The organism is Cupriavidus sp. 21MJTG02-4 (assembly GCF_057798975.1).
Map to the genome: position 1 here is coordinate 275,241 of NZ_JBYOJP010000001.1, position 25,667 is coordinate 300,907.

The following is a 25,667-nucleotide window of genomic DNA, read 5'->3' on the forward strand; positions in this document are numbered from 1 at the left end:
CGCAGCATAAGGGATGTGGATATGGGGACGCCCGCGCAGATGTAAACCCCGGCGGCGGTACAAAAAAAGAAGCGCGGCATTGGCCGCGCCTTTAAATGGCCTGACAGATACGGGGAGCGTTCTGCAGGTGGAGGAAACTGCCTCACTGGCAATGTATGTGCGCTACCCCCCAAATACAATTGAAGCTTTTTAAGATCGGATTTAAGCACCCGGCGAAGAACCGCCCGTTGCCGCGCCAGGCCGGCCCTTGCGGCGTAACAGAAAAAAGCCCGGCACGCGGCCGGGCAAAACTCCTGAGAGTCGATTCCCAAATCAGCTCTCCAGCACAACACCTTTTCGATCAGACCTCATAAGCGGTTTCACCGTGCGAGGTGATATCGAGGCCCTCGCGCTCTTCTTCTTCCGGCACCCGCAGGCCGATCAGCATGTCCACCAGCTTGTAGGCCACGAAGGCCACCACGCCGGACCACACGATGGTGGTCAGCACGCCCTGGAACTGGATCCAGACCTGGCCGGCGATCGAGTAGTCGTCCGCCACCTTGTTGGCCACGTAGTCGTAGATGCCCGTGCCGCCGAGGCTCGGCGCGGCGAATACGCCGGTCAGCAGCGCACCCAGGATGCCGCCAACGCCGTGCACGCCGAACACGTCGAGCGAGTCGTCCATGCCGAGCATGCGCTTCAGGCCGGTCACGCCCCACAGGCACAGCAGGCCAGCCACCAGCCCCATCGCGATCGAGCCCATCGGGCCGACGAATCCGGCTGCCGGGGTGATGGCCACCAGACCGGCCACTGCACCCGAGGCACCGCCCAGCATCGACGGCTTGCCCTTGCCGATCCACTCGCCGAAGGTCCACGACAGCACCGCGGCGCAGGTCGCCAGCAGCGTGTTGACGAAGGCCAGTGCGGCCGAGCCGTTGGCTTCCAGTGCCGAGCCGGCGTTGAAGCCGAACCAGCCGAACCACAGCAGCGAGGCACCGACCATGGTGAAAGTCAGGCTGTGCGGACGGATCGCCTCGCGGCCGAAGCCGATACGCTTGCCGAACAGGAAGGCACCGACCAGGCCCGCCACGGCGGCGTTGATGTGCACCACGGTGCCACCGGCGAAGTCGAGCGCGCCCTTCTGGAACAGCCAGCCGGACTTGCCGGTTGCGGCCGTACCCGCGGCGGCATCGGTGAAGGCGTCAGGGCCGGGCCAGAACCAGACCATGTGGGCCATCGGGATGTAGGCGAAGGTGAACCACAGCACCACGAACACCAGCACGGCCGAAAACTTGGCGCGCTCGGCGAAGGCACCGATGATCAGGCTGCAGGTGATGCAGGCAAAGGCGCACTGGAAGGCGAAGTAGCCCAGTTCCGGCACGACCACGCCCTTGCTGAAGGTCGCGGCCACGGCGTCGACCGTGAGCCCCTTCATGAACAGACGATCGGTGCCGCCGAAGAACGCGTTGCCCTCGGTAAAGGCGAAGCTGTAGCCATAGACGGCCCACAGCAGCGCCACCACGGAGAAGATCATCAGGCACTGCATCAACACCGACAGCATGTTCTTGGAGCGCACCAGGCCGCCATAGAACAGCGCCAGGCCCGGCAGCGTCATCAGGATCACGAAGGCCGTGCTGACCAGCAGCCAGGCGGTGTCGCCCTTGTTGGGCACGGGGGCGGCCGGCGCGGCAGCCGCTTCGGCCGGCGCAGCCGCTGCGGGAGCGGTCGCGGCGGCGGCAGGTGCCGCCGCGGGCGCCACGGATGCGGCCGGCGCGGAGGCTTCGGCCGCCGGCTTGTCCTGCGCGACGGCATGGGTGGACAGGCCGACTCCGGCCGTGCCGATGGCCAGCGCCATCGCGCCCGCCGTCAGGATTCGCTTGAACCAGGTTTTCATTTGCTTACCCTCTTGTCGTTGTGCTGTCACAGGGCATCGCCGCCGGTCTCGCCGGTGCGGATGCGGATGACCTGCTCGATCGGCGCGACGAAAATCTTGCCGTCGCCGATCTTCCCGGTCCGTGCCGATTTCTCGACGGCTTCGATGGCGCGGTCCACCACGTCGTCGGGAACGGCCACTTCGATCTTCACCTTGGGCAGGAAGTCGACGATGTACTCCGCGCCGCGATACAGCTCGGTGTGGCCCTTCTGGCGGCCGAAGCCCTTCACTTCCGTGACGGTGATGCCGGATACGCCCACGTCCGACAGTGCCTCGCGCACTTCGTCGAGCTTGAACGGCTTGATGACTGCGATGATCAGTTTCATCGATTTCTCCTGTGGGCACGACCGCTGCGACGTGCCCGGACTAACGCTCGATTAGAAGGTCTTGGAAAGGGACACCCACCCCGTGTTGTTGCCGACGTTGTGGTTATAGCTGTTGGTGTAGAACGAGTCCTTCGCGTTGGTGCCGATATAGGCCACCGCCACGGCGAAGCCCTTGCCCAGGTCCTTGGTCAGGCCGAGCTTCCAGTCCAGGTAGGACGCGGCGCTGATGTGCTGGACGTTCTGGTAGCCGACATGCGCGTTCAGCGTCAGGTCCCACACATTCAGCGGGTAGTTGAAGCTCAGGTCGATGTAGCTGCTGTACTGGCTGTTGGCGATGCCGAACAGGTTGGTCAGTGCCTGGGAATACTTCAGGAATACCGGGCCATAGCCAATGCCGGCATAAACCTCGGTGGTGTAGGGACGCGGCTGGCTGTAGCCGCCCGGATAGAAGTACTGCAGCACGCCGACGTCATAGTTGAACTCGAGGTCGCTGGCCTTGAAGGTGTTCTTGAAGCCGCCGTAGAAATCCATCTCGACCGGCGCCGACACCGACTTGTCGGCATCCGAGATCCAGCTGATGCTGGAGTTCCAGTTGCCGAGATAAAAGCCGCTTTCGTGCGCGTAGTCGAAGCCGCCCTGAATGGCCGGACGCCGGTTCGACTGGCTGAGACCGCGATAGCGGTAGTCCGACACCAGCGCGACGTTGGCCGTGAACGTATGGGGCGACGCGGGCTCGGCGGCAGCGGCAGCCGGGGCTGGCGCGGCCGCTTCCGTGGCGGTCTGGGCGAATGCGGTGGCGGCGGAACTGCAGAGAATGACCGCGCTGACTGCAAGGGCCAACTTCTTCATGGATTCCCTCTCCTTTTCCTTATTTGGCTCGGATTTCGTTTATGGCGATTCTGGTGATCTGGCGAACCCACTACTGCAACAGCCGTGCCAGCTACGTAAGTCACGGGTATCCGGGAAAGCAAGGAGCGCGAGAAGATGAGCAAAGTCAGGCTTGAACCTGCCTTGCAGCAAGGCTGGATCGCGTCAAAAGGTGTGAACAGCCGCCCCGCAGACTTTCACCGACGTGCCTGAAGGGCGATAATCGAAGCCTGAAGATGACCGGCCGACACGCCAGCGAACGGATCGCCCGCAACGGGGACGCCCAATTCCTGTGCGAAAGCGAGGCTTGCGGCAGGTCGTTCCCGGCATTGGCACCACCAAGGTGCGCGAAGGAGAAACCATGAAACCCACCGATCTCTTCAACGACCTGCAGAACAAGGTCAACGAGGCACTGCGCAACTCGCCGGCAAGGGACATTGAAAAGAATGTGCGCAGCATGATGACCCAGGGCTTCGCCAAGCTTGACCTGGTCACGCGCGAGGAATTCGATGTGCAGTCGCAGGTGCTGGCCCGCACGCGCGCGCGCCTGGAGGAACTGGAAGAACGCGTGGCCGAGCTGGAGCGTCGTGCCGGCATTCCGCCCGGCCCTGGTGCCGTGGACAGCACCGGGGGCGCATGACGCCCAGGCCGCTGGCCCGACCCGTTGCCGAAAGGCCGCCGTTTCACGGCGGCCTTTTTCGTTAACGTTTCCAACAAGCTTCCATCACAACCGCGTCACAACGACGTTCGAGACATATGAGCCTTGCCGTCCTGCACAGCCGCGCGCTCACCGGCATCGAGGCGCCGCCCGTGCGTGTCGAAGCCCACTTGGCCAATGGCCTGCCAGTCTTCACCATCGTCGGCCTGGCCGACACCGGCGTGCGCGAAAGCCGCGAGCGCGTGCGCGCCGCCATCCTGAACAGCGGCTTCGAGTTCCCGAACCGCCGGATCACCGTCAACCTGGCGCCGGCGGACCTGCCGAAGGAATCGGGCCGCTTCGACCTGGCCATTGCGCTGGGCATCCTGGCGGCCAGCGGGCAGATACCGTCAACGGAGCTGGACCAATACGAGTTCGCCGCCGAGCTGTCGCTGTCGGGCGACCTGCGGCCGGTGCGCGGCGCGCTGGCGATGGCCATGCGCCTGGCGCGCGAGAACGCCGTGCGGCAGGCCTGCGGCGACACCCCGCGCGCGTTCCTGGTGGCAGCGGGCAACGGTGCCGAGGCGGCACTCATCGAAGACCTGGCCGTCCACGGCGCCGCCACGCTGCGAGAGGTCTGTAGCCACTTCGCGCCGCCGCTCGACCAGCGCATTGCCCGCGCGGTCCCGGCCGCGCTCGCGCTGGTGCCGGAGCCTGGGCCGGACTTGCGCGACGTGCGCGGCCAGGCGCAGGCGCGGCGGGCGCTGGAAGTGGCCGCCGCTGGCCAGCATTCCGCCCTGCTGGTGGGGCCGCCCGGCACGGGCAAGTCGATGCTGGCCCAGCGCCTGCCCGGACTGCTGCCGCCGATGTCGCTCGACGAGGCCCTGGAATCGGCCGCCGTGCTAAGCCTGACGCCGGGCGGCTTCAAGCCCTCGCGATGGGGCGTGCGGCCGTGCCGGTCGCCCCATCACACCGCGTCCGGGCCGGCCATGGTCGGTGGGGGCGGCAATCCACGCCCGGGCGAGATCTCGCTCGCGCACCATGGCGTCTTGTTCCTGGACGAACTCCCCGAGTTCGACCGCAAGGTGCTGGAGGTGCTGCGCGAGCCGCTGGAATCGGGCCGCATCACCATCGCCCGCGCCGCGGGCCATGCCGACTTTCCGGCCTGCTTCCAGTTCGTGGCCGCCATGAACCCCTGCCCTTGCGGCTACCTTGGCCATCCGGAGCGCGCATGCCGCTGCACGCCCGATCAGGTCCGGCGCTACCAGTCGAAGATTTCAGGGCCGCTGCTCGACCGGATCGACCTGCAGATCGAGGTGCCGGCGCAGGATCAGGGCGAGATGCTGGACGGCCCCGCCGGAGAGCCCAGCGAAGTCGTGCGCGCACGCGTGCTGGCCGCGCGCGAGCGCCAGCTGGCGCGGCAGGGCAAGCCCAACAGCGACCTGGCCGGACGCGAGATCGAGCACCACTGCCCGCTCGAGCCGACCGCCCAGGCCTTGCTGCGCGGCGCCATGGCACGGCTGGCGTGGTCGGCACGATCGTACTTCCGGGTGCTCAAGGTAGCGCGCACGATCGCCGACCTCGAGGGCGCGGGGAACCTGACCACGGCGCACATCGGCGAGGCGATCCAGTATCGGCGTGCATTGCGCACACCGGGTTGATACCGCACGATGGATTCAGCGTCGCGGCGGTACGCCTACAGGCGGTTCCACGGGTGGCGGGACCGGATCGTCTTCCGGCGGCAGGGGCAGGTCGGGCGGGACCCCCGGGGGCGTGGGATCGTCGAGGGGCGGGACGGTATGCGCCGGGCGCGCGGTCGTACCGGCGGGCGAAAGGAAAGTCGGCATCAGGGGATCTCCGCGACGAAGGTCTCCCCTCATTGAAGCAAACCGGACCGCTTATCGCCAGCAGCGACCGGCAAGCCGCCCTCAGGCGTGCTGGCGCCGCACGAAGAACAGCGCCGCGCCCACGGCCATCAGCACGCTGCCGAAGAAGCGGTTCTGCCAGCGCACGGCGCGCGCATTACGGAACAGGCCCTGCATGCGCGAGGCCAGCAGCGCATAGCCATGCATGACGACCAGATCGACGGCGCACATCGTCGCCGCGAGGATGGCCAGCTGCGGCCCGAGCGGACGCGCGGGATCGATGAACTGCGGCAGCACCGCGACCATGAAGATGATCCCCTTCGGGTTGGTCACGTTGGTCAGCAGGCCGGTGGCGAAGCGCCGGCGCGGGCTCATTGGCGTGACGCGCACGGCCTCGCCGCCATTCGCTGCCGGGCCTTCTTCAACCCGTGCGCGCCATTGCTGCAGGCCCAGGTAGATCAGGTACATGGCGCCCACGGTCTTGACCGCGGCAAACGCATGCTCCGACGCCAGCAGCAGCGCCCCCAGCCCGCCACCGGCAACCAGCAGGATGATGACCAGCCCGGCCTGCAGGCCGAAGATGGTGGTCGACGTCCTGCGCACACCATATGACAGGCCGTGGCTCATCGACAGTACCGCGCCCGAACCGGGCGACACGGCAATGACCCAGCACGCGGCGAAATAGGCCAGCCAGACTTCCCAACGCATCACTTCTCTCCTTGAGACAAACCTTGAGACAAAACTTGGGGGCGGATCAATACGGATGGAACCCGCCCAGGAACTGTTCCACCTGCTCGGCGTGGCGCTGGTCGCCCGCGCCCTCGCCCGACTCCAGCACCACCGCCTGGTAAGCGCGCGGGCCCACGGCCACGAGCCGCGCGGTCAGGCGGCGCGGCAACTTGTCCTGCGGCGACACGCCGCTTGCCTCGACTTCGATGCCGTCGAGCGGCCGCGCCGGCTGGTCGGCGGACTGGATCGTCACCGCACGCGTGTGCACGGGCTCGCCGGCCTGCACGCCAAGATTGGCCAGCAGGCCGGATTGCATGGCAGCCAGCGCCTCGCGGCGCAGGGCGGCATCGTCGGCCGGCAGCGTGACCACGCCGACGGCGAACAGCATCTCGTCGACGCGCGCCGCCTCCATGGTCATCGGCAGCTTGTGCCCGGCAATGGCCACGTCGCGCGCGGCGCTGGTGGGCTTGCCCGGATAGAGCGCGGCATAGCCGCCCTCGCCCGACTGGATCGTGCGCCAGTCATAGCGCGGCGAACACGCGCCGAGCCAGGCCACGGCAAGCATGGCCGGCAACACCGGGCGAAGCCGGGAGAACCACTGACAGACCTGAGGAGGGGGCATCGGGGCGTGGCCGCTACGTTGCGGCGCGGATTGTCGGGGCCGGGACGGCGGCGCGCTGGCGCCTCGCCGCCGGGCGGAAACCGGTATTATCCGGGAAGCCGCCGGCCCGTGCTTGCTGCGCTATACACCATGCCCCCGCTGATCCCGATCCGTCGACCCTCCGTTCGTCTTGCTGCCGCCGCGCTGCTCGGACTTGCCGCGCTGGCCGGCCCCGCCAGCGCGGGCACGCCTCATCTGCCGCGCGCGACCGACCTTGCCGCCCACGCCGCCGAAGCGGCGCGGCGCGGCGAGCCGCTCGTGGTGCTGGTCTCGCTGCCCGATTGCGGCTACTGCGACACCGTGCGGAAGAGCTATCTCGGCCCGCAGGCCGCAGCCGGCGAAATCGCCGTGCGCGAAGTCGACATGACCGCCGACACCCCGTTGCGCGACACCGATGGCTCGATGACCACCGCGCGCGCGTGGGCCAAGGCCCATCAGGTGCGCGTTGCGCCGACCGTACTGTTCCTCGATCGTGAAGGAGGGCAGGCCGCCGCCCCGCTACGCGGCCTCCAGCCCGATTTCTACGGTGCCTACCTGGAACAGGCGCTGGGCCAGGCGCGTGCTGTTGTCGCCACCGCACGCTGACCACCCGCCACTGCGGCGGATTGCCGCACGCGACGGATTGCAGCACCGCGCCGCGCCCGGGTTTAGAATGGCCTGTTGCCAGTTGAACGGGGCCGGCCCATGCCGGACCGCATTGCCATGACAAACGCCGCCTCCGTCACTTCCCGACCCCGCAAGCTTTGGCCCATCGCCGTGGTCGTCGTCGTTCTCGCCGCGCTCGGCTGGTTCGGCTACCGCGCGCTGTCGCCGTCGAGCCAGGTGCCCGCCGCCACCTTCACGCTGCTCTCGGGCGAGAAAGTCAGCACGGGTGACCTCAAGGGCAAGGTCTACCTGATCAACTTCTGGGCCACGAGCTGCGCCACCTGCGTCAAGGAAATGCCGGACATGGTCCGCACCTATGAGCAGTACAAGGGCAAGGGCCTGGAATTCGTGGCCGTGGCCATGAACTACGATCCCCCGATGTACGTGATGAACTACGCCAAGACGCGCGGCCTGCCGTTCAAGGTCGCGATGGACTCGGACGGCGCCGCGTCCAAGGCCTTCGGCAATGTGCAGCTCACGCCCACCACCTTCGTCGTGGACAAGGACGGCCGCATCCTGAAGCGCTATGTCGGCGAGCCCGAATGGGACGCACTGCACAAGCTGCTCGACGGCGCGCTGGCCAAGGCGGCCTGACGAATTTCCGGCAACGGCTGCAAAACGTGGATAAAAGGTGCTCATCGGGCACCTTTTTTGTTGGGCTGGTGCCGCGCCCGCCTCGACTGGCTTGCGCCCGATGCCTGTATGGATATACAGTTTGCGCCAGTCTTCCTGCCCGCCCTGACGGCGGCCACACCCCGAACCGCCCGTGTCACTGGATCTTGCCCCCCTCGCGGAATCGCCTTCCGCCCTTGCCGAACCTGCCACACCGGACGCTGACGTCCCCGCCTACCTGGCGCGGCTCAATCCGGAACAGCGCACGGCAGTCGAGCACCACAGCGAAGGTCCGCTGCTGATCATCGCGGGTGCGGGCTCGGGCAAGACCAATACGCTCGCCCATCGTGTCGCGCATCTGGTGCTGAAGGGTGCCGATCCACGCCGCATCCTGCTCCTGACGTTTTCACGCCGCGCGGCGGCGGAGATGGGCCGGCGCGTCGAGCGCATCGTCGACCAGGCGCTCGGCATCAGTACCGGCGCTGGCCGCGCCGCGCTGCAGTGGTCGGGCACCTTCCACGCGATCGGCGCACGGCTGCTGCGCGAATACGCGGAAACGCTGGGCTTATCGCCGGCCTTCACCATCTGCGACCGTGGCGATGCGGCGGACCTGATGCACGTGGTGCGGCATGACCTGGGCCTGTCCGAGCAGGCCAGCCGCTTCCCGAAAAAGGAAACCTGCCTGTCGATCTATTCGCGCGTGGTCAACACGCAGGCGCCGCTTGAAGACGTGCTCAAGCGCTGGTTCCCGCGCTACACCATGTGGGTCGATGCGCTGCGCGCGCTGTTCGCGGGCTATGTCGAAGCCAAGCAGAAGCAGCAGGTGCTCGACTACGACGACCTGCTGCTGTACTGGGCGCAGGCGCTGACCGAGCCCGCCATCGCACAGGACATGGGCGCGCGCTTCGACCATGTGCTGGTCGACGAATACCAGGACACCAACGCGCTGCAGGCGTCGATCCTGCTGGCGCTGCGGCCCGATGGCCGCGGCCTTACCGTGGTGGGCGACGACGCGCAGTCCATCTACGCATTCCGCGGCGCCACCGTGCGCAATATCCTCGATTTCCCCGCGCATTTCACGCCGCCCGCGCGGCAGGTCACGCTGTCGCAGAACTACCGTTCGACGCAGCCGATCCTGCAGGCCGCCAACGCGGTGATCGGGCTTGCGTCCGAGCGCTACACCAAGGACCTGTGGTCCGAGCGCACCTCGGCCGAGAAGCCTGGCGTGGTCGTGGTCAACGATGAAGCCGACCAGGCCCGCTTCGTGGTCGAGCGTGTGCTGGAGCGTCGCGAGGCAGGCCTGGCACTGATGGCGCAGGCAGTGCTGTTCCGCGCGGCCGACCACAGCGCGCAGCTGGAAATCGAACTGGCCCGGCGCAATATCCCGTTCGTGAAGTTCGGCGGCCTCAAGTTCCTCGAATCCACGCACGTGAAGGACGCGATGGCCGTGGTGCGCTGGCTGCAGAATCCGCTCGACCGCATCGCGGGTTTCCGCACGCTGCAGCTGCTGCCCGGCATCGGGCCCAAGACTGCTGCGCGCGTGCTCGACGCGCTGGCGGTTGCCACCGAGCCGCTGTTCGCGCTCGAATCTTTCGAGGCGCCGCCCGCCGCCGCGCCAGCCTGGACCGACCTGCTGGCGCTGGCCCGCACGCTGCTCGGACCGGCCTCGCCGTGGCCGTCGGAGTTCGAGCAGGTCATCGCCTGGTACCAGCCGCACCTGGAGCGCATCCACGACGATGCCGCCGCGCGCATGGCGGACCTGCAGCAACTCGAACGCATTGCGGCAACCTATGCGTCGCGCGAGCGCTTCCTGACAGAACTGACGCTTGATCCGCCCAGTGCATCCAGCGATGAATCAGGCGTGCCTCTGCGCGACGAGGATTTCCTGATCCTGTCGACGATCCACTCGGCCAAGGGCCAGGAGTGGAAGGCGGTGTACGTGCTCAATGCCGTGGACGGCTGCATGCCGTCGGACCTCGCGACGGGCACTACGGAAGAGATCGAAGAGGAAAGGCGGCTGCTGTACGTGGCGATGACGCGCGCCAAGGACCATCTGGATGTCGTGGTGCCGCAGCGCTTCTATGTGCACCAGCAGCCGGGGTTCGGCGATCGCCATGTCTATGCGTCACGCACGCGCTTCCTGCCGAACCGGGTGATGCCGAATTTCTACAGCCGGTCCTGGCCGCCTCCGCCGATGCCGGGAGAAGCGACGTCGAAGGCAACGCTGGCGCCGGTGGATCTGGCCAGCAGGATGCGCAATATGTGGCGCTGAACGCGGCCGGCCCGGCCAGCGTCAGGCCACCTTCTCCAGCAACAACCCCTTCAGATACTCCCCTTCCGGGAACGCCGACAGCATCGGATGATCCGTGCCCGCCGACAGCCGGCGCAGGATGCGCGCATCGGCACGCGCATCCGTGACTGCGCCGGCCACGATCTTCTGGAACAGCTCCATGCTGATCGCCCCCGAGCACGAGTACGTGAACAGCAGGCCGCCCGGACGCAGCAGCTGCGTGCCGACGAGGTTGATTTCCTTGTAGGCGCGCGCGGCACGGTCGATGTGCTGGGCCGACGGCGCGAACTTCGGCGGGTCGAGGACGATCAGGTCGAACTGGCGGCCTTCCGCGCGGAATTCGCGCAACGTCTTGAACACGTCGGCATCGAGCCAGGTCGCACGGTTCTCGTCGAAGCCATTGAGCGCGACGTTGCCCGCGGCAATCTTCAGCGCCTCGCCCGAGGAATCGATCGACGTCACCGACGTGGCGCCGCCGCGCAGCGCCGCCAGCGAAAAACCACCGGTGTAGCAGAAGCAGTTCAGCACCTCGCGCCCGGCGGCGAGGTCGCCGACCAGCTTGCGGTTGTCGCGCTGGTCGACATAGAAGCCGGTCTTGTGGCCGTTGCGCACGTCAACGTAGTAGCGCACGCCATGCTCGGTTACCGACAGGGCCGGATCGGGCTCGGCGCCGGCCAGCACGCCGGTCACCAGTTCCAGTCCCTCGCGCTGGCGCACGGCGGCGTCGGAGCGCTCGTACACGTTCGGGCAGCCGGTCTCCTTGACCAGCGCCTGCACGATGGCGGTCTTCCAGTGTTCAACACCGGCGGAATTGAACTGGCAAACCAGCTGGCCATTCGCACCGTTGCCGTAGTAGTCGACGATCAGGCCCGGCAGGCGGTCGGATTCGCCGAAGATCAGGCGCACCGCATCGCTGTCCTTCACCCACTGGCGGCGATAGGCGATCGCCGCGGCCACGCGGCGCTTGAACAGCGCGTGGTCGACCGGCTCGTTCTCGTCGAAGGTCCACGCGCGCGCGCGGATCTGCGATTCGGGGCTGTAGGCGGCCTTGGCGAGGAAACGGCCATCGGCGGCGCGCACGATGACGGTCGCGCCCGGCTCGCAGCGGCCTTCAGTGGTGGCGATGCCGGTGGCGTAGATCCACGGATGGCGGCGCAGCAGGGATTTTTCCTTGCCGGGCTTGAGGGTGATGGTATTCATGTTGGTATGGGGAGGAAGCATGCCGTCACCGAGCGCGTGTCCCACGCTACAGGCGGCCCCGTCTCCCGCAAGGGAGAGGGGTGGAGGAGAGGGCAGGAACGTCAGCGAAGTGACGGGCGTCTGTATTGCCAGCGCCTGCCCTTTCCCCCGGCCCTTCTCCCGCGCGCGGGAGAGGGGAGAAAACAATGCGGAAAGCGGTCTGGCAAAGCGATGCCTTACAGCACCACCTTCACCATCGGATGCGCCGTCAGCGCGCGGTAGAGATCGTCGAGCTGCTCGCGGCTGGTCACCCACACTGTGACCGTCAGGCCCAGGTAGTTGCCCTTGCTCGACGGACGCATTTCCATCTTCCCGGCGTGAAAGCCCGGGTCGAACTCCTGCACCAGCGTCACGATGGCTTCGGCAAAGCCATCCTGCATCGCACCCATCACCTTGATGGGGAAATCACTGGGGTACTCGATCAGCGACTGCTCGGGCGGGATATCGCCCGGCTTGCCGCCGCCATTGCTGTCGGTTGCCATTTCAGTTTCTCCAGCAACCCGGCGCGCGTGGCGTGCCGGGCCGCTTCATCATCACTTGCGCTTGAACCACAGGCGGATGGTGTCCCACAGGCGGCCGAAGAAGCCGGCCTCGGGCACTTCCTCCAGCGCCACCACGGGGAACTCCGCCACCTTGGTGGTGCCGTCCATCAGCTTCACCGTGCCCACCTGCTGGCCTGCCGCGATCGGGGCAATCATCAGCTCCTGGCGCTCGAGCACCGGCTTCAGGCGACCGCCCGTGCCCTTGGGCACGGTAACGAAGGTCTCGTTCTGCACGCCGATCTTGACCGTGCCGGCCTTGCCCTTGTAGATGTCGGGCGTGGCCAGCACCTGGCCCCTGTCGTACAGGCGCAGCGTGTCGAAGAACTGGAAGCCGTAGTTCAGGATCTTCAGGCTTTCCTGCGTGCGGATCTGCTCGGTGGCCGTGCCGATCACGATCGACACCAGGCGGCGCGAGCCATTCGGCACGTTGGCCAGCGGGCGCTGGGCCGACGAGATCAGGCAGTAGCCGGCGGACTTCGTATGGCCGGTCTTCAGGCCGTCCACGGTCGGGTCGATGTACAGCAGGCGGTTGCGGTTGGGCTGCCTGATCTTGTTATAGGTGAACTCCTTCTGCGAGTACATTCCGTAGTACTCGGGGAAGTCCTTGATCAGGCGCGTGGACAGCGTGGCCAGGTCCACCGCCGTGGTGTAGTGGTTCGGATCGGGCACGCCATCGGTGTTGGTGAAGTGCGTGCCCTTCATGCCCATGCGCTGGGCTTCGCGGTTCATCATCGCGACGAAGCCTTCTTCCGAACCGCCCACGGCTTCGGCCAGCGCCAGCGAGGCGTCGTTGCCGGACTGCACGATCAGGCCCATCAGCAGGTCGTTCACGCTGACCGGCTTGCCGGCTTCAATGAACATGCGCGATTCATCGCTTTTGACCTTGCGCACGATCTCGGTCGGCGTAATGGTCTGGTCCAGCGTCAGGCGCTTTTCCTTGAGCGCCTCGAACACCAGGTAGGCGGTCATCAGCTTGGTCAGCGAAGCGGGCTCGATGCGCAGGTCGGCATTCTGCGACGCCAGGGCCTGGCCGCTGGTCACGTCGTACAGCATCCAGGACTTGGCCGCCACCTGCGGCATCGGCACACCCTGTGCCAGCACGGCGGCAGGCGCGGCGGCAAGCGTGACGGCCGCGACGAGTGCGGCGGGGGCAAAGACGGACGCAAGGCGCGGCGTAGCTCTGTTCAGCATGTTTCAGTTTCCGACAAGATAAGTTTCGCGAAGAACGGTTGCGGGCGCCGGCATGGCACCCGGGACGGCGTGCCGACTGGCCTCACCGGTCCCACGCATTGACGACGAGCTGCTTGATCAGGTGCAGCTTGCGATGAAAGAAATGATCGGCGCCGGGGATGACAATGACCGGCAGCTCCTGCGGGCGGGCCCAGTCGAACACGCTTTGCAGCGGCACGGTGTCGTCCTGCTCGCCATGGATGACGATCGTATCGGCCGGCACGTCGGCCACTTCCCAGCGGCTCGCGGCGGTGCCGACCAGCGCCAGGCGCTGCGCGGGCGTGCCGGCATCGGCCAGGCGCTTCGCGACGTGCGTGGTCACGAAGCTGCCGAACGAGAAGCCGCCCAGGGCCAGCGGCAGCGTGGCGGCTTCGGGCGACCACGCGGTCTGTTCGCGCATCCACGCGACCACGGCCAGCAGGTCGTCCTGCTCGCCCACGCCGTTGTCATGCACGCCGGCGCTGTTGCCGACGCCGCGGAAGTTCGGACGCACCGTGGCGTAGCCCAGCTGCACGAAGCAGCGCGCCAGCGTCTGCGCCACCTTGTTGTCCTTGGTGCCGCCGAACAGTGGGTGCGGGTGCGCCACCAGCGCCAGGCCGCGCGGCGCCGCTTGCGGCAGGTCGACCGAGAGGTCGATCGCGCCGGCCGGGCCGGCAATGGTCAGTACCTGGGTATGCGCGTTCATGATGGCAATGGACGATGCAAAGCAACTGGGGGCAAGGGAAACGCTGCCGCTACGCTCGCGCTGGAGCGGCACTGCTACGGGAACGGAAAACCTCGGGGACATCCTTGACGCCGGCACTGCCGCACCGGCGGTGCGTCGCCGTCAGTGGTCCACCATCAGCCGCGCCACCGGCTTGCCATGCAGCAGATGGCTGTCGATGATCTCGTCGATATCGTGCTCGTCGACGTAGGTGTACCAGACGGCCTCGGGGTAGACCACCAGCACCGGTCCAAGTTCACACCGGTTCAGGCAGCCGGCCTTGTTGATGCGCACGCGGCCTTCCCCGCCGGCGATGCCCAGCTCCTTGCAACGCTTCTTGGCGTATTCCTGCATGGCCTTGGCGTTGTGCTGGGCGCAGCAGTTCTCGCCGTCCTCTCGCTGGTTGAGGCAGAAAAAAACGTGGTGCTGGTAGTAGCTGCTCATGCGTGCTGGGGGGAGGGGTGCCGCACTGGCTCGGGTTCAGTCGCGTCCGGCGGCATTGTTGGAAGCTCGGAATTATACGGTGTGTCGGCGGCCGGACCGAGCCAATCCAGCCCTCCATCGGCATCGCCCGCCGGCACCGCGCGCCAGCCGGCTTGCCGAGGTGTCATATCGGGCACTCCAGGCGCCCACATCGGTCCGGATCTCCGGAGCCAGCGATTCCGGATTTCCGGAAATCCGGAGTGCCGGCCCCTGCCCCTGCCGGGACGATCCGTGCCAAATCAAAGGGTTAGCAAGTTTCCCCTGGCTGGCATATCGATTGCAATTCCAGAGTCCGAGACGCGCCGCAACCGTGACGGCGTGCGCCCGCCACGCCGGTGGGCATGGTCAAAAAACCGAGGACGACATCATGAGGAAACCCTTCTACAAGATCCTGTACGTGCAGGTGCTGTTCGCCATCTTTGTCGGCATCCTGCTGGGCCATTTCTGGCCCGACACAGGCGTGGCCATGAAGCCGCTGGGCGATGGCTTCATCAAGCTGATCAAGATGATCATCGGCCCGATCATCTTCTGTACCGTGGTGACCGGCATTGCCGGCATGAGCGACATGAAGAAGGTCGGCCGCGTCGGCGGCAAGGCGCTGCTGTACTTCGAGATCGTCTCGACCTTCGCGCTGCTGATCGGTCTGGGCGCCGCGCATCTGCTCAAGCCGGGCGTGGGCTTCAACATCGACCCGTCGACGCTCGACACCGCGTCGATCGCCCAGTATGTGTCCAAGGCGCACGGCCAGAGCACGGTCGAGTTCCTGATGCACATCATTCCGGAAACGATCTTCAGCGCGTTCGCCAACGGCGACATCCTGCAGATCCTGCTGGTCTCGCTGTTCTTCGGCGCGGCCCTGGCGGCCATCGGCGAGCGTGCGCGCATCGTCGTGCAGCTGATCGAGCAGGTGTCGAAGGTGTTCTTCCACATCGTGCACGTCATCACCAAGGTGGCACCGATCGGCGCGTTCGGCGCGATGGCCTTCACCATCGGCAAGTACGGCCTGGGCTCGCTGGTGCCCCTGCTCAAGCTGATCGGCACGTTCTACTTCACGGCCATCGTTTTCGTGGTGTTCGTGCTCGGCACGATCGCGCGCCTGACCGGCTTCAACATCCTGCGCTTCATCTCGTTCATCAAGGAAGAGCTGCTGATCGTGCTCGGTACCAGTTCGTCCGAAGCCGCGCTGCCGCACCTGATGGAAAAGCTGGAGAAGCTGGGCTGCTCCAAGTCCGTGGTGGGCCTGGTGGTTCCGACCGGTTACTCGTTCAACCTGGACGGCACCAACATCTACATGACCATGGCGGTGATCTTCATCGCGCAGGCAACCGGCATCGAACTGACGCTGTTGCAGCAGCTCACCATCCTGGGCGTGGCGATGCTCACGTCCAAGGGCGCCAGCGGCGTGACCGGCGCGGGCTTCATCACGCTGGCCGCGACGCTGGCGGTGGTGCCGACCATTCCGGTGGCCGGCATGGTGCTGATCCTGGGCATCGACCGCTTCATGAGCGAGTGCCGCGCACTGACCAACATCATCGGCAACGGCGTGGCCACCGTGGTGGTCTCGGCCTGGGAACACGAGCTTGACCGCGTCAAGTTGCGCCAGGCGCTGCAGCAAAGCACTGACGATGACGAAAAACTCGCCGACGCCGGCCAGAACGTCTGACGCCGCGCGCGAGGCTGGCCGGCCGGATGGGTCTGATGGGCCTGATGGGCCGGCCGCCCCGCAGCGAGTATCATCGGCGCGACAGCCTTCGCGCGCGCCGATGCCCCATTCCGACGACTTCCTCGCCGTACATGACCCCGCCGCCGCCCAGGCGGCGCACGAGCCCGGCAGCGAGAACCGCCGCTGGTGGGGCTTTGCCGTGGCGCTGGGCGCCGGGCTGGTGCTGCTGTGCGCGCTGACCTGGCTGGTATCGGTGCAGCGCGGCCTGGCGGCCTTGCAGGAATCCACCGCCACGCGCGCCGACCGCTACGCCGCCACGCTCGAAAGCACGCTCGACCGCTACGAATTCCTGCCCGCGCTGGTATCGCTGCACCCGTTCGTGCGCGGCCTGCTGCAGGCCCCCGGCGACCCGGCCCGCGTGGCCGCGGCCAACCACTACCTGGCCGAGGTCAACCGGCGCTCGCACGCGTCGGCCACCTACGTGATCGCCACCAACGGCATCGCGCTTGCCGCCAGCAACGCCGGCGAACCCGGCAGCTTCGTCGGCACCGACTACCGCTTCCGACCCTATTTCCAGATTGCCGCACGCGGCGAGATGGGACGCTTCTACGCTATCGGCATCACCAGCGACGAACCTGGCTACTACATCGCCCAGCCGGTGGAGTCCGGCGGCAAGGTGATCGGCGTAACCGTGGTCAAGCTCAACCTGGAGTGGTTCCAGCGCGCCGGCGGCGGCAGCGCCGAGCCGCTCATGGTCAGCGACGCCCACGGGGTGATCTTCCTGTCTTCCGTACCGGGCTGGCAGTACCGCACGCTGGGTCCGCTGCCGCCCGAACTGCGTGACGAACTCGGCAAGACGCGCCAGTACCACGACCGCGACGTGACACCGCTGCCGCTGGAACCGCTGACTTCGCCGGTAACGGCGTGGCTGGCCGCCACCGCGCTGGACCCGGGCGCGCGCCTGGTGCGCGTGCGGGCCAACGGCACCAATCCCGACGGCAGCGAGCGTGCCGACCGCTACCTCGAACTCGGCCGCAAGGTGGGTCCGGCGAACTGGACCATGCAGGTGATGGCGCCGCTCGACCCCGTGCTGGCCAACGCGCGCAACGCCACCGTGGCCGCGGCGCTGGCCTATGCCTGCATCTGCCTGCTGCTGGTCAACTGGCGCCAGCGCCGCCAGCGCGCGCGCGACATGCAGTACAGCCGGCGCCTGCTCGAAGCTGCCTATGACGAACTGGAGCGGCGCGTGGAAGCGCGCACCGCCGACCTGATGGCCATCAACGAGAAGCTGGAGGACGAAGTCGCCGAACGCACCCGCGCCGAAAGCGAGCTGCGCGCGGCGCAGGACGAACTCGTGCAGGCCAGCAAGCTGGCCGCGCTCGGGCAGATGGCGGCCGGCATCACGCATGAGCTGAACCAGCCGCTGGCCGCGTTGCGCACGTTCTCGGACAACACGCGCGTGCTGCTGGAGCGCGGCCAGCTCGGCGCGGCCGAAGGCAACCTGTCGGCCATTGCCGACCTGACCGAACGCATGGGCAAGATCACCGGCCAGCTCAAGCTGTTTGCCGGCAAGGCCCGGCCGCCGCGCCGCTCGGTGCAGGTGCGCGCCGCGCTTGAACATGTGCTCGCCTTGCTGGCACCTCGGTTGTCCGCCGTGACGTTGCATGTGGATGGCCTGGACGCGCTGCCCGGCATCGCCGTGCGCGCCGACGAACTCAAGCTCGAGCAGGTGCTGCTCAACCTGATCGGCAACGCGCTCGACGCCATCGCCTGCGCCGCGCCCGCGCAGGGCCGCATCGACCTGTCCGTGCGCGCCGAGGCCGGCGCCGTGATGATCGAGGTGCGTGACAATGGCACCGGCATCCCGCCCGAAGACCTGCCGCGCCTGTTCGAGCCGTTCTTCACGACCAAGGAAACCGGCCAGGGGCTGGGCCTGGGCCTGGCCATCACGTCGTCGATCGTGCGCGAATTCGGCGGACAGCTGAGCGCCGCCAATGCCGATGGCGGCGGCGCGGTATTCACCATCGTGCTGACGCGCGCACCGGCAGAAGCCGGCGCGCCGGCCAGCCAGACACATTGAGGCTCCCGATGCAAGACGGTTTGCGCGTCCTGTTCGTCGAAGATGAACCACTGGTGCGCCAGGCCACCGCACAGAGCCTGGAGCTGGCCGGCTTCTCCGTGCTGGCGCTGCCCTCGGCCGAGGCCGCCCTGCCCCACCTGAGTCCCGATTTCCCCGGCGTGCTGGTCACCGACGTGCGCCTGCCCGGCGCCAGCGGGCTGGACCTGCTGCACCATTGCCGCAACGCGGCGCCGGGCATTCCGGTGATCCTGGTGACCGGGCATGGCGACATCACCATGGCCGTGCAGGCGATGCGTGAAGGCGCTTATGACTTCATCGAAAAACCCTTCGGTGCCGACCGCCTGACCGACACGGTGCGGCGCGCCATCGAACGGCGCGGCCTTGAGCTGGAAAACCAGGCCCTGCGGCGGGAACTGGCTGGCTCGGCCGCCGGCACGCGCATCATCGGCCGATCGCATGCGATCGATCAGGTACGCGGGCTGGTGGCCAACGTCGCGGCCACCGACGTGCCGGTGATGATCAATGGCGAGACCGGCACGGGCAAGGAACTGGTGGCGCGCAGCCTGCATGCGCTGTCAAACCGCGCCGACGGGCCGTTCATCGCGCTCAACTGCGGCGCGGTGCCGGAGTCGATTTTCGAAAGCGAGATGTTCGGGCACGAAGCCGGCGCGTTCACCGGCGCCGGCAAGCGGCGCATCGGCAAGCTCGAGCACGCCTCCGGCGGCACACTGTTCCTTGATGAGATCGAAAGCATGCCGCTGGCGCTGCAGGTCAAGCTGCTGCGCGTCTTGCAGGAAGGGATGCTGGAGCGGCTCGGATCCAACGCATCGGTGAAGATCGACGTGCGCATCGTGGCGGCCGCCAAGGGCGACATGGATGCGCTGGTCGCGCAGGGCGTGTTCCGGCAGGATCTCTACTACCGCCTCAACGTCGTCACCATTGCGCTGCCGCCGCTGCGCGAGCGGCGCGAGGACATCGTGCCGCTGTTCGAGCATTTCATGCTGATCTCGGCGGTGCGGTACCAGCGGCCGGCCCCCATCCTGTCCGAGTCGCAACGCCAGGCGCTGGCGCAGCGGCCGTGGCCCGGCAACGTGCGCGAGCTGCGCAATGCGGCGGACCGGCTGGTACTGGGCGTGCCCGAAGGCGGCCAGGCTGGCGGGGCGGCTGCTGCGCCTGACGAGACCGCGCCGCTGCGCGAACGCATGGAGCATTTCGAACGCGCTGTCATCGCCGATGCGCTGGCGCGCACTGGCGGTGCCGTCAGCCAGGCCGCGGACCTGCTGCAGGTGGGGAAGGCGACCTTGTATGACAAGATCAAGCGCTATGGGTTATAGGGGCTTCATTTCGCCATGCGCACCATGGGCAATGCGCTGCGTAACATGCCTCAGGGCTTTCACTACCCTGCCATGGGAACGTCACAATCAACGACTATATTTCGTGTGCGGTTGCGGCATTGGCAGGTGCCCCGGCTGCTTGCTTCTTTTATCAGTCTTCGTGGTAATTGGTGCCCCGCTTGTGCGGGGCGTTTTTTTTGGCACTTCGCTGAATTGCGGGGACGTAGCTCTTGGTAAGCGCCGCTGTTTCGCCGGCGTAGCCGGCGAGTCACTTTTTGTCCGAGCGACAAAAAGTAACCAAAAAACGCGTTTACTTGTCCTAGCGGACGAATATTGATCGTAGCGTGCAAAGAATTTCGTACGGGTATTCGCTTCAGAGTCTGCCCCGCTGCCTGCCGCGTGGAGCGCAACCGAAAGCAGGCTCTCACACAATGATTGAACGAGCCCCGAACCTGTCCGTGGCCCGACACTGCCAGCGACATCGCATCATCGCCTACGGCTGCTGCGCGGCTCAGTAGTCGGCAGGCGGGACGACATCGACGGCGCGGATTCTGGTGCTTCCGTTTTTTCTCTTCCCTTCCCTTGGTTTTCACTGAGTGCGCGCAGCTCAGCCCGCCAAGAACGACGCCCCCGCAATTCAGCGAAGAGCTTTTTTGGGGCGGCTATTGGCAATGAATCGCCTGTCATGCCTGGCGGGCGCCGGAATCAATCCGCCCGAATGCCGTTGTCCTCGATCACCTTCCCCCACTTCCGATACTCATCCCGCATGCGCGCTGCGAACTGCTCGGGCGGCATGTAGGCCGCCAATGTTCCGGCGCCCTGCAGCTTCTCCTGCACGACGGGGTCGGCCAGAACGCGCTTCAGATTCCCAGTGAGCTTCGCGACGATCTCCGGTGGCGTGCCTGCCGGCGCCACGATGCCCGCCCACGACGTCGCATCGAAACCCGGAAAGCCCTGTTCCGCGATCGTCTTCACATCTGGCGCAAAGCTGACGCGCCGCGCCGAACCCACCGCGAGCGGCCGCAGCTTGCCGGCCTTGATATGCGGCAACGCCGCGATCATGTCCGAGAACATCATCGGCACCTGTCCGGCCAGCACATCCGCCATGGCTGGCGCGCTGCCTTTGTAGGGCACGTGCTGCGCATCGAAATGACCCAGGCTCTTGAGCAGTTCGGTCGAGATATGGCCGAAGCTGCCATTGCTGGCGCTGGTGTAGTTGTTGGCGCCCGGGTGCGCCTGGGCATAGGCGATGTATTGCGGCAGCGTGGTCACTTCCGGCAAGGCCTTCGGGTTGACCACCATGACGATGGGCAGGTCATAGGCCGACGCCACCGGCGTGAAATCCTTGAACAGGTCGTAGCTCTTGCGGTGCGTCAGGTGCGGCGCCAGCAGCGTCGGGTTGGTCATGACCAGCAGCGTGTACCCGTCCGGCGCGCTGCGCGCGACCGATTCGGCACCAATGGTGCCCGAGGCCCCGGGACGATTGTCGATCACCACGGGCTGGCCCAGCGCCTCGCTCAGCTTCTGGCCAATGATGCGCGACGCGGTATCAGTCGGTCCGCCAGGCGGGTACGGCACCACCAGGCGCACCGGTCTCGCGGGATAGCTGCCTGCTGATTGCGCGCCGGCGACGCAAGGGAGCATGCCGGCAAGGCAGAGGGCACTCAATTGGACGGCGAATCTACGACGGCTTGTTGCGGGCATGACGGTCTCCATGAGGTTGTCGGGCCGCCGTGCAAAGCGGCAGCCGCTTGCGTGTCCTAAGCGATTCTTGCGGTCGACTCATCCGGCAGGCTTCGTCGGAAGCGACGATTCCCCCAATTGGCGTAGATTGACGCTTCTAGCCTCCCCAATTCGAAACTCCCTATAATCGAACGACCGTTCATTTCAGGGTGCCACCCGGCGCCCTCACGTGGTTCAGGAGACTCCATGCCCGCCGCCCGACAATTGCCTCAGGTTCTGCAAAACCTGGCTCTTCCCGTCATTGCCTCGCCGATGTTCATCGTCAGTTATCCGGAACTGGTGCTGGCGCAGTGCAAGGCCGGCATCGTCGGCTCGTTCCCGGCGCTGAATGCCCGCCCGGCGGAACTGCTCGACGAATGGCTGACGCAGATGCAGGAAGAGCTGGCCAGTTTCCGGGCGGCCAATCCCGGCAAGCCGGTAGGCCCGATCGCGGTGAACCAGATCGTGCATGCATCGAACGCACGGCTCGAACACGACATCAAGGTCTGCGTGGACCACAAGGTGCCGATCTTCATCACCTCGCTGCGTGCGCCGATGAAGGAGATGATCGATGCGGTGCACAGCTACGGCGGCATCGTGCTGCACGACGTCATCAGCCTGCGCCATGCCGAAAAGGCACTGGAAGCCGGCGTGGACGGCCTAATTCTGGTAGCCGCCGGCGCCGGCGGCCATGCCGGCATGCTGTCGCCGTTCGCGCTGGTCGGCGAGGTCCGCAAGATCTTCGACGGCCCGATTGCGCTGTCGGGTTCGATCGCCACCGGCGATGCCGTTCTGGCCGCGCAGGCCATGGGCGCTGACTTCGCCTACGTGGGCACGCGCTTCATCGCCTCACAGGAAGCGCATGCGAACGAGTCGTACAAGCAGTCGATCACCGGCTCGGCCGCCGCCGACATCATCTACACCAACCTGTTCACCGGCGTGCACGGCAACTACATCCGCGAGAGCATCGTGGGGGCCGGCCTCGACCCGGAGAACCTGCCCGTGGCCGACAAGAGCAAGATGGATTTTTCCAGCGGCAGCTCCAAGGCCAAGGCCTGGAAGGATATCTGGGGCGCCGGCCAGGGCGTGGGCCAGATCCACGATATCCCGCCTGCCGGCGAGATCATCGCGCGCATGAAGGCGGAGTACGACGCGGCCAAGGCGCGTCTCGGTATTGCGCGCTAAGCACGCCAATCACGCTTGCCTCCTTTGACGTCCCTGCACCGCGACACTTCGAAACCTGCTGCCACGGCCGGACTAAGCCGCCGGCATCGGCTGCTGCGCGCGATGTGGGTGACACTGGGGGTGATCAGTCTTCTGCTCGGCATCATCGGCATCTTCCTGCCGGTGCTGCCGACCACGCCGTTCGTGCTGCTCGCGGCGGCTTGCTTCGCGCGCGGCTCCGAACGCTTCCACGGCTGGCTGCTGGCGCATCCGCGCTTCGGCCCGCTGGTCCGCGACTGGCAGCGCCACCACAGCATTCCGTTGCGCGCCAAGTGCCTGGCACTGGTGATGATGTGGTCGTCGATGGGGGCCACGGCCTGGTTCATGCGCGCCCGGCCGATGGCGTCGGCCGCGCTGATTGCGTGTGCGGCGGCGGTGAGTGTCTGGATGCTGCGCTTGCCAACCCGGCCGCCGGGCGGGCACGATAGCTGACGGTCGTTCAATCGGCTGCATGCCGGGGCGCGTAGGGCCGCACAGGGTGTTGCTATTGCGAGCGCCGGCCCTCATCCCCGGCCCCTTTCCCGCGAGCGGGAGAGGGCAGCAAACCGGCGGTCAGTGGGATGGCACTGGTTAATCGTAACGACGCGCGTCCTCGATCACCTTGCCGTCCTGCGGCAACGACCCGGGCGGCACGAAGGCCACTTCGCCGCGCAGCCGCATCACTTCACGCAGCGACTCCGCCACGGCCAGGCGCAAGCCCTCGTCATCGCGCGCGGCATCGCAATGCAGCGTCATCACGTCGGCGCCCATGGTGCCTGTCACGATCAGCCGCGCAGCGCGTATCTCCGGATGGCGGCGCAGTACATCGGCCACCTGCCCCGGATGCACGAACATGCCCTTGACCTTGGTGGTCTGGTCCGCGCGGCCAAGCCAGCCTTTGAGGCGGATATTGGTGCGCCCGCACGGACTGGCACGGCGCGAGGAATCCGTGACGACGGCCGACAGGTCGCCGGTGCCAAAGCGGATCAGCGGATAGTCCCCATTGCCGAGCACCGTGACCACCACCTCGCCGGTTTCGCCCTCCGGCATCGGCCGCGTGCCGCCCGGCTCGACGATCTCGACCAGCACGCCTTCGTCCACCACCCAGCCATCGCCGCCTTCGGTCTCATAGGCGATCAGGCCGACATCGGCCGTGCCGTACATCTGCTGCACGCGGATGCCGCGCTCCTGGAACCAGCCGCGCAGCGAAGGCGGCAGCGCCTCGCCGGAGACCAGCGCCTTGGACAGGCTGTGACATGGCGCGCCCATTTCCTCGCCGCGTTCGAGCAACAGCTTCAGGAACGACGGCGTGCCCGCGTAGGCGGAAGGCTGCAAGCTGGCCAGCGCCTGGACCTGCGACTCGGTTTGGCCGACACCAGCAGGGAACACGCAACAGCCCAGCTTGTGCGCGCCGGTTTCCATCATCATGCCGGCGGGCGTGAAGTGGTAGGAGAAGGTGTTGTAGACCAGCTCGCCCGAGCGGAATCCCGCTGCAAACATGGCGCGCGCGATGCGCCACCAGTCAGCGCCGTGGCCGTCCGGTTCGTGGATCGGGCCCGGTGACTGGAAGATGTGGCGCAGGCCGCCGACTGGCGTGGCATTGAGCCCGCCCAGCGGTGGCATGGCCTTCTGCCGTGCGCTCAAGTCCGATTTGCGCGTCACCGGCAACGCGGCCAGTGCGTCGCGCGAGGTCAGCGCGGACGGATCGACATCGCGCAGCGTTTCGGTGAAGTAAGGCGCGTGCGCTTTGGCATGGGCGACCTGGCGCGAGAGCGCGGCAAGGAGCGCCTGCTCGCGAACTTCCGGCGCGCGCGTTTCCAGCGAATCGAAGTATTCGGGCATGGTTGGATACGACGAATAAGGTCGTTGAATAGGCAGCGTGTTTCTTTCCCTCTCCCCCTGTGGGGAAGAGGGAAAACCATCGGCGTGCGTTACGCCAGCCAGCGCTTGCGTCTGCGGTAGCTCTTCACGTCCCGGAACGACTTGCGCTCCGCGCCGTCGGCATCATTGGCGGCCACGCCAAGGTAGAACTCCTTGACGTCCTCGTTGGTGCGCAGCGACTCGGCGTCGCCGTCCATCACCACGCGGCCGTTCTCCAGGATGTAGCCGTAGTCGGCATAGCGTAGCGCCACCATGGTGTTCTGCTCGGCCAGCAGGAAGCTGACCTTCTCGCGCGTGTTCAGGTCGCGCACGATCTCGAAGATTTCCTCGACGATCTGCGGCGCCAGGCCCATCGACGGTTCATCGAGCAGGATCATCGCGGGCTTGGCCATCATGGCCCGGCCGATCGCGCACATCTGCTGCTCGCCGCCCGACGTGTAGCCTGCCTGCGATTTGCGGCGCGTCTTCAGGCGTGGGAAATAGTTGTAGATCTTCTCCAGCTCGTCGCGCGTCTCGCCGCGCGACAGGCCGCGCGTGTAGGCGCCGGTCAGCAGGTTTTCCTCGATGGTGAGGTGGGCGAAGCAGTGCCGGCCCTCCATCACCTGGATCACGCCGCGCCGGACGAGATCGTTCGGCGTGAGCTGGTCGACGCGGTCGCCGCGGTATTCGACCGAGCCCTTGGTGACATCGCCGCGCTCCGCATGCAGCAGGTTGGAGATGGCCTTGAGCGTCGTGGTCTTGCCCGCGCCGTTGGCCCCCAGCAGGGCCACGATCTTGCCCTCCGGCACTTCGAGCGACACGCCCTTGAGCACCAGGATCACGTGATCGTAGATGACTTCGATGTTGTTGACGCAGAGAAGGGTCATGGTACGGCTCTCAATTATCTGGGGCCTGCTCCCCTCTCCCGCATGCGGGAGAGGGGTTGGGGGTGAGGGCGGGCGCTCGATCGGGCGGCAATGCAAAGCCACCGCCGGGGGGGGCCCCCCCCCCCCCCCCCCCCCGAGCGAGGGGGGGGGAGCAAAAACAAAAATGAGAAAAAACAA

General features: G+C 66.7%; 23 protein-coding genes. 10 read left to right on the forward strand and 13 right to left on the reverse strand.

All coding sequences use genetic code 11. From position 1 onward, the window contains the following. Nucleotides 1-340: 340 nt before the first annotated feature. Genes AC3FKH_RS01340 through AC3FKH_RS01350 form a run of 3 tightly spaced genes read right to left on the reverse strand, consistent with a single transcriptional unit; the run spans nucleotide 341 to nucleotide 3,087 of the window. Nucleotides 341-1,873: an ammonium transporter gene (locus tag AC3FKH_RS01340; RefSeq protein WP_488672282.1), complete on the reverse strand. Its 1,533-nt coding sequence runs from the start codon at nucleotides 1,871-1,873 to the stop codon at nucleotides 341-343. A 26-nt stretch (nucleotides 1,874-1,899) separates the two neighbouring features. Continuing rightward, nucleotides 1,900-2,238: a P-II family nitrogen regulator gene (locus AC3FKH_RS01345; RefSeq protein WP_488672283.1), complete on the reverse strand. Its 339-nt coding sequence runs from the start codon at nucleotides 2,236-2,238 to the stop codon at nucleotides 1,900-1,902. 51 nt (nucleotides 2,239-2,289) lie between these two features. After that, entirely contained in the window at nucleotides 2,290-3,087 is a 798-nt protein-coding gene (locus tag AC3FKH_RS01350; RefSeq protein WP_488672284.1) for a TorF family putative porin, read from the reverse strand. Nucleotides 3,088-3,466: 379 nt separating this feature from the next. On the opposite strand from AC3FKH_RS01350, the gene AC3FKH_RS01355 reads away from it, so the two are divergent. Together AC3FKH_RS01355 and AC3FKH_RS01360 are read left to right on the forward strand one after the other, a co-directional pair. Further along, nucleotides 3,467-3,745: an accessory factor UbiK family protein gene (locus tag AC3FKH_RS01355; protein ID WP_483710282.1), complete on the forward strand. Its 279-nt coding sequence runs from the start codon at nucleotides 3,467-3,469 to the stop codon at nucleotides 3,743-3,745. A gap of 116 nt (nucleotides 3,746-3,861) precedes the next feature. Then, nucleotides 3,862-5,403 carry a YifB family Mg chelatase-like AAA ATPase gene (locus tag AC3FKH_RS01360; protein WP_488672286.1) on the forward strand — a complete coding sequence of 514 codons (1,542 nt, stop codon included), beginning with the start codon at nucleotides 3,862-3,864 and terminating at the stop codon, nucleotides 5,401-5,403. Between the two features lie 267 nt (nucleotides 5,404-5,670). Here the strand turns inward: AC3FKH_RS01360 and AC3FKH_RS01365 are convergent, their stop codons facing one another. Both AC3FKH_RS01365 and AC3FKH_RS01370 read right to left on the reverse strand, forming a co-directional pair. Then, nucleotides 5,671-6,315, reverse strand: coding sequence for a LysE family transporter (locus tag AC3FKH_RS01365; protein ID WP_488672288.1), 645 nt, complete (start codon nucleotides 6,313-6,315; stop codon nucleotides 5,671-5,673). A 46-nt stretch (nucleotides 6,316-6,361) separates the two neighbouring features. Beyond that, a complete protein-coding gene (locus AC3FKH_RS01370) occupies nucleotides 6,362-6,958 on the reverse strand; it encodes a hypothetical protein (RefSeq protein WP_488672289.1) in 597 nt (198 codons plus the stop codon). A gap of 129 nt (nucleotides 6,959-7,087) precedes the next feature. Here AC3FKH_RS01370 and AC3FKH_RS01375 point away from each other — a divergent pair, with 129 nt between their 5' ends. The 3 genes from AC3FKH_RS01375 (at nucleotide 7,088) to AC3FKH_RS01385 (ending at nucleotide 10,526) form a co-directional block, all read left to right on the forward strand. Further along, nucleotides 7,088-7,582 (forward strand): SoxW family protein, encoded by a 495-nt coding sequence (locus AC3FKH_RS01375; protein ID WP_488672291.1) that lies wholly within the window; start codon nucleotides 7,088-7,090, stop codon nucleotides 7,580-7,582. A gap of 117 nt (nucleotides 7,583-7,699) precedes the next feature. Further along, nucleotides 7,700-8,236, forward strand: coding sequence for a TlpA disulfide reductase family protein (locus tag AC3FKH_RS01380; RefSeq protein WP_488672293.1), 537 nt, complete (start codon nucleotides 7,700-7,702; stop codon nucleotides 8,234-8,236). A 172-nt stretch (nucleotides 8,237-8,408) separates the two neighbouring features. Then, a complete protein-coding gene (locus AC3FKH_RS01385) occupies nucleotides 8,409-10,526 on the forward strand; it encodes an ATP-dependent helicase (protein WP_488672294.1) in 2,118 nt (705 codons plus the stop codon). Nucleotides 10,527-10,547: 21 nt separating this feature from the next. Here AC3FKH_RS01385 and AC3FKH_RS01390 read toward each other — a convergent pair whose 3' ends face one another. From AC3FKH_RS01390 to AC3FKH_RS01410, 5 genes are all read right to left on the reverse strand, one after another. After that, the gene (locus tag AC3FKH_RS01390; RefSeq protein WP_488672296.1) at nucleotides 10,548-11,744 is read right to left on the reverse strand and encodes a class I SAM-dependent rRNA methyltransferase; all 1,197 of its coding nucleotides are present in this window, start codon (nucleotides 11,742-11,744) and stop codon (nucleotides 10,548-10,550) included. Between the two features lie 215 nt (nucleotides 11,745-11,959). Beyond that, nucleotides 11,960-12,265: a YbeD family protein gene (locus AC3FKH_RS01395; protein ID WP_483731073.1), complete on the reverse strand. Its 306-nt coding sequence runs from the start codon at nucleotides 12,263-12,265 to the stop codon at nucleotides 11,960-11,962. Between the two features lie 51 nt (nucleotides 12,266-12,316). Next, entirely contained in the window at nucleotides 12,317-13,516 is a 1,200-nt protein-coding gene (locus AC3FKH_RS01400) for a D-alanyl-D-alanine carboxypeptidase family protein (RefSeq protein WP_488672298.1), read from the reverse strand. Nucleotides 13,517-13,598: 82 nt separating this feature from the next. Beyond that, a complete protein-coding gene (locus AC3FKH_RS01405) occupies nucleotides 13,599-14,240 on the reverse strand; it encodes an alpha/beta hydrolase (RefSeq protein ID WP_488672300.1) in 642 nt (213 codons plus the stop codon). Nucleotides 14,241-14,381: 141 nt separating this feature from the next. Then, a complete protein-coding gene (locus AC3FKH_RS01410; RefSeq protein ID WP_488672301.1) occupies nucleotides 14,382-14,702 on the reverse strand; it encodes a (2Fe-2S) ferredoxin domain-containing protein in 321 nt (106 codons plus the stop codon). Between the two features lie 406 nt (nucleotides 14,703-15,108). Here AC3FKH_RS01410 and AC3FKH_RS01415 point away from each other — a divergent pair, with 406 nt between their 5' ends. From AC3FKH_RS01415 to AC3FKH_RS01425, 3 genes are all read left to right on the forward strand, one after another. Beyond that, nucleotides 15,109-16,404, forward strand: a complete 1,296-nt coding sequence (locus AC3FKH_RS01415) for a dicarboxylate/amino acid:cation symporter (RefSeq protein ID WP_488672303.1) — start codon at nucleotides 15,109-15,111, stop codon at nucleotides 16,402-16,404. 100 nt (nucleotides 16,405-16,504) lie between these two features. Then, nucleotides 16,505-18,484 carry a sensor histidine kinase gene (locus AC3FKH_RS01420; RefSeq protein WP_488672305.1) on the forward strand — a complete coding sequence of 660 codons (1,980 nt, stop codon included), beginning with the start codon at nucleotides 16,505-16,507 and terminating at the stop codon, nucleotides 18,482-18,484. Between the two features lie 8 nt (nucleotides 18,485-18,492). Next, nucleotides 18,493-19,818 carry a sigma-54-dependent transcriptional regulator gene (locus AC3FKH_RS01425; protein ID WP_488672307.1) on the forward strand — a complete coding sequence of 442 codons (1,326 nt, stop codon included), beginning with the start codon at nucleotides 18,493-18,495 and terminating at the stop codon, nucleotides 19,816-19,818. 705 nt (nucleotides 19,819-20,523) lie between these two features. On the opposite strand, the gene AC3FKH_RS01430 is transcribed toward AC3FKH_RS01425, so the two are convergent. Continuing rightward, nucleotides 20,524-21,522: a Bug family tripartite tricarboxylate transporter substrate binding protein gene (locus tag AC3FKH_RS01430; RefSeq protein ID WP_488672308.1), complete on the reverse strand. Its 999-nt coding sequence runs from the start codon at nucleotides 21,520-21,522 to the stop codon at nucleotides 20,524-20,526. A gap of 225 nt (nucleotides 21,523-21,747) precedes the next feature. Here AC3FKH_RS01430 and AC3FKH_RS01435 point away from each other — a divergent pair, with 225 nt between their 5' ends. Together AC3FKH_RS01435 and AC3FKH_RS01440 are read left to right on the forward strand one after the other, a co-directional pair. Next, nucleotides 21,748-22,725, forward strand: a complete 978-nt coding sequence (locus AC3FKH_RS01435; RefSeq protein WP_488672310.1) for an NAD(P)H-dependent flavin oxidoreductase — start codon at nucleotides 21,748-21,750, stop codon at nucleotides 22,723-22,725. Nucleotides 22,726-22,827: 102 nt separating this feature from the next. Then, nucleotides 22,828-23,196, forward strand: coding sequence for a YbaN family protein (locus AC3FKH_RS01440; protein WP_488672312.1), 369 nt, complete (start codon nucleotides 22,828-22,830; stop codon nucleotides 23,194-23,196). 138 nt (nucleotides 23,197-23,334) lie between these two features. Here the strand turns inward: AC3FKH_RS01440 and AC3FKH_RS01445 are convergent, their stop codons facing one another. Further along, complete coding sequence (locus AC3FKH_RS01445; protein WP_488672314.1) at nucleotides 23,335-24,585, reverse strand: phenylacetate--CoA ligase family protein; 1,251 nt, start codon at nucleotides 24,583-24,585, stop codon at nucleotides 23,335-23,337. Between the two features lie 89 nt (nucleotides 24,586-24,674). After that, entirely contained in the window at nucleotides 24,675-25,490 is an 816-nt protein-coding gene (locus AC3FKH_RS01450) for an ABC transporter ATP-binding protein (RefSeq protein ID WP_483732231.1), read from the reverse strand. Between the last annotated feature and the right edge of the window lie 177 nt (nucleotides 25,491-25,667).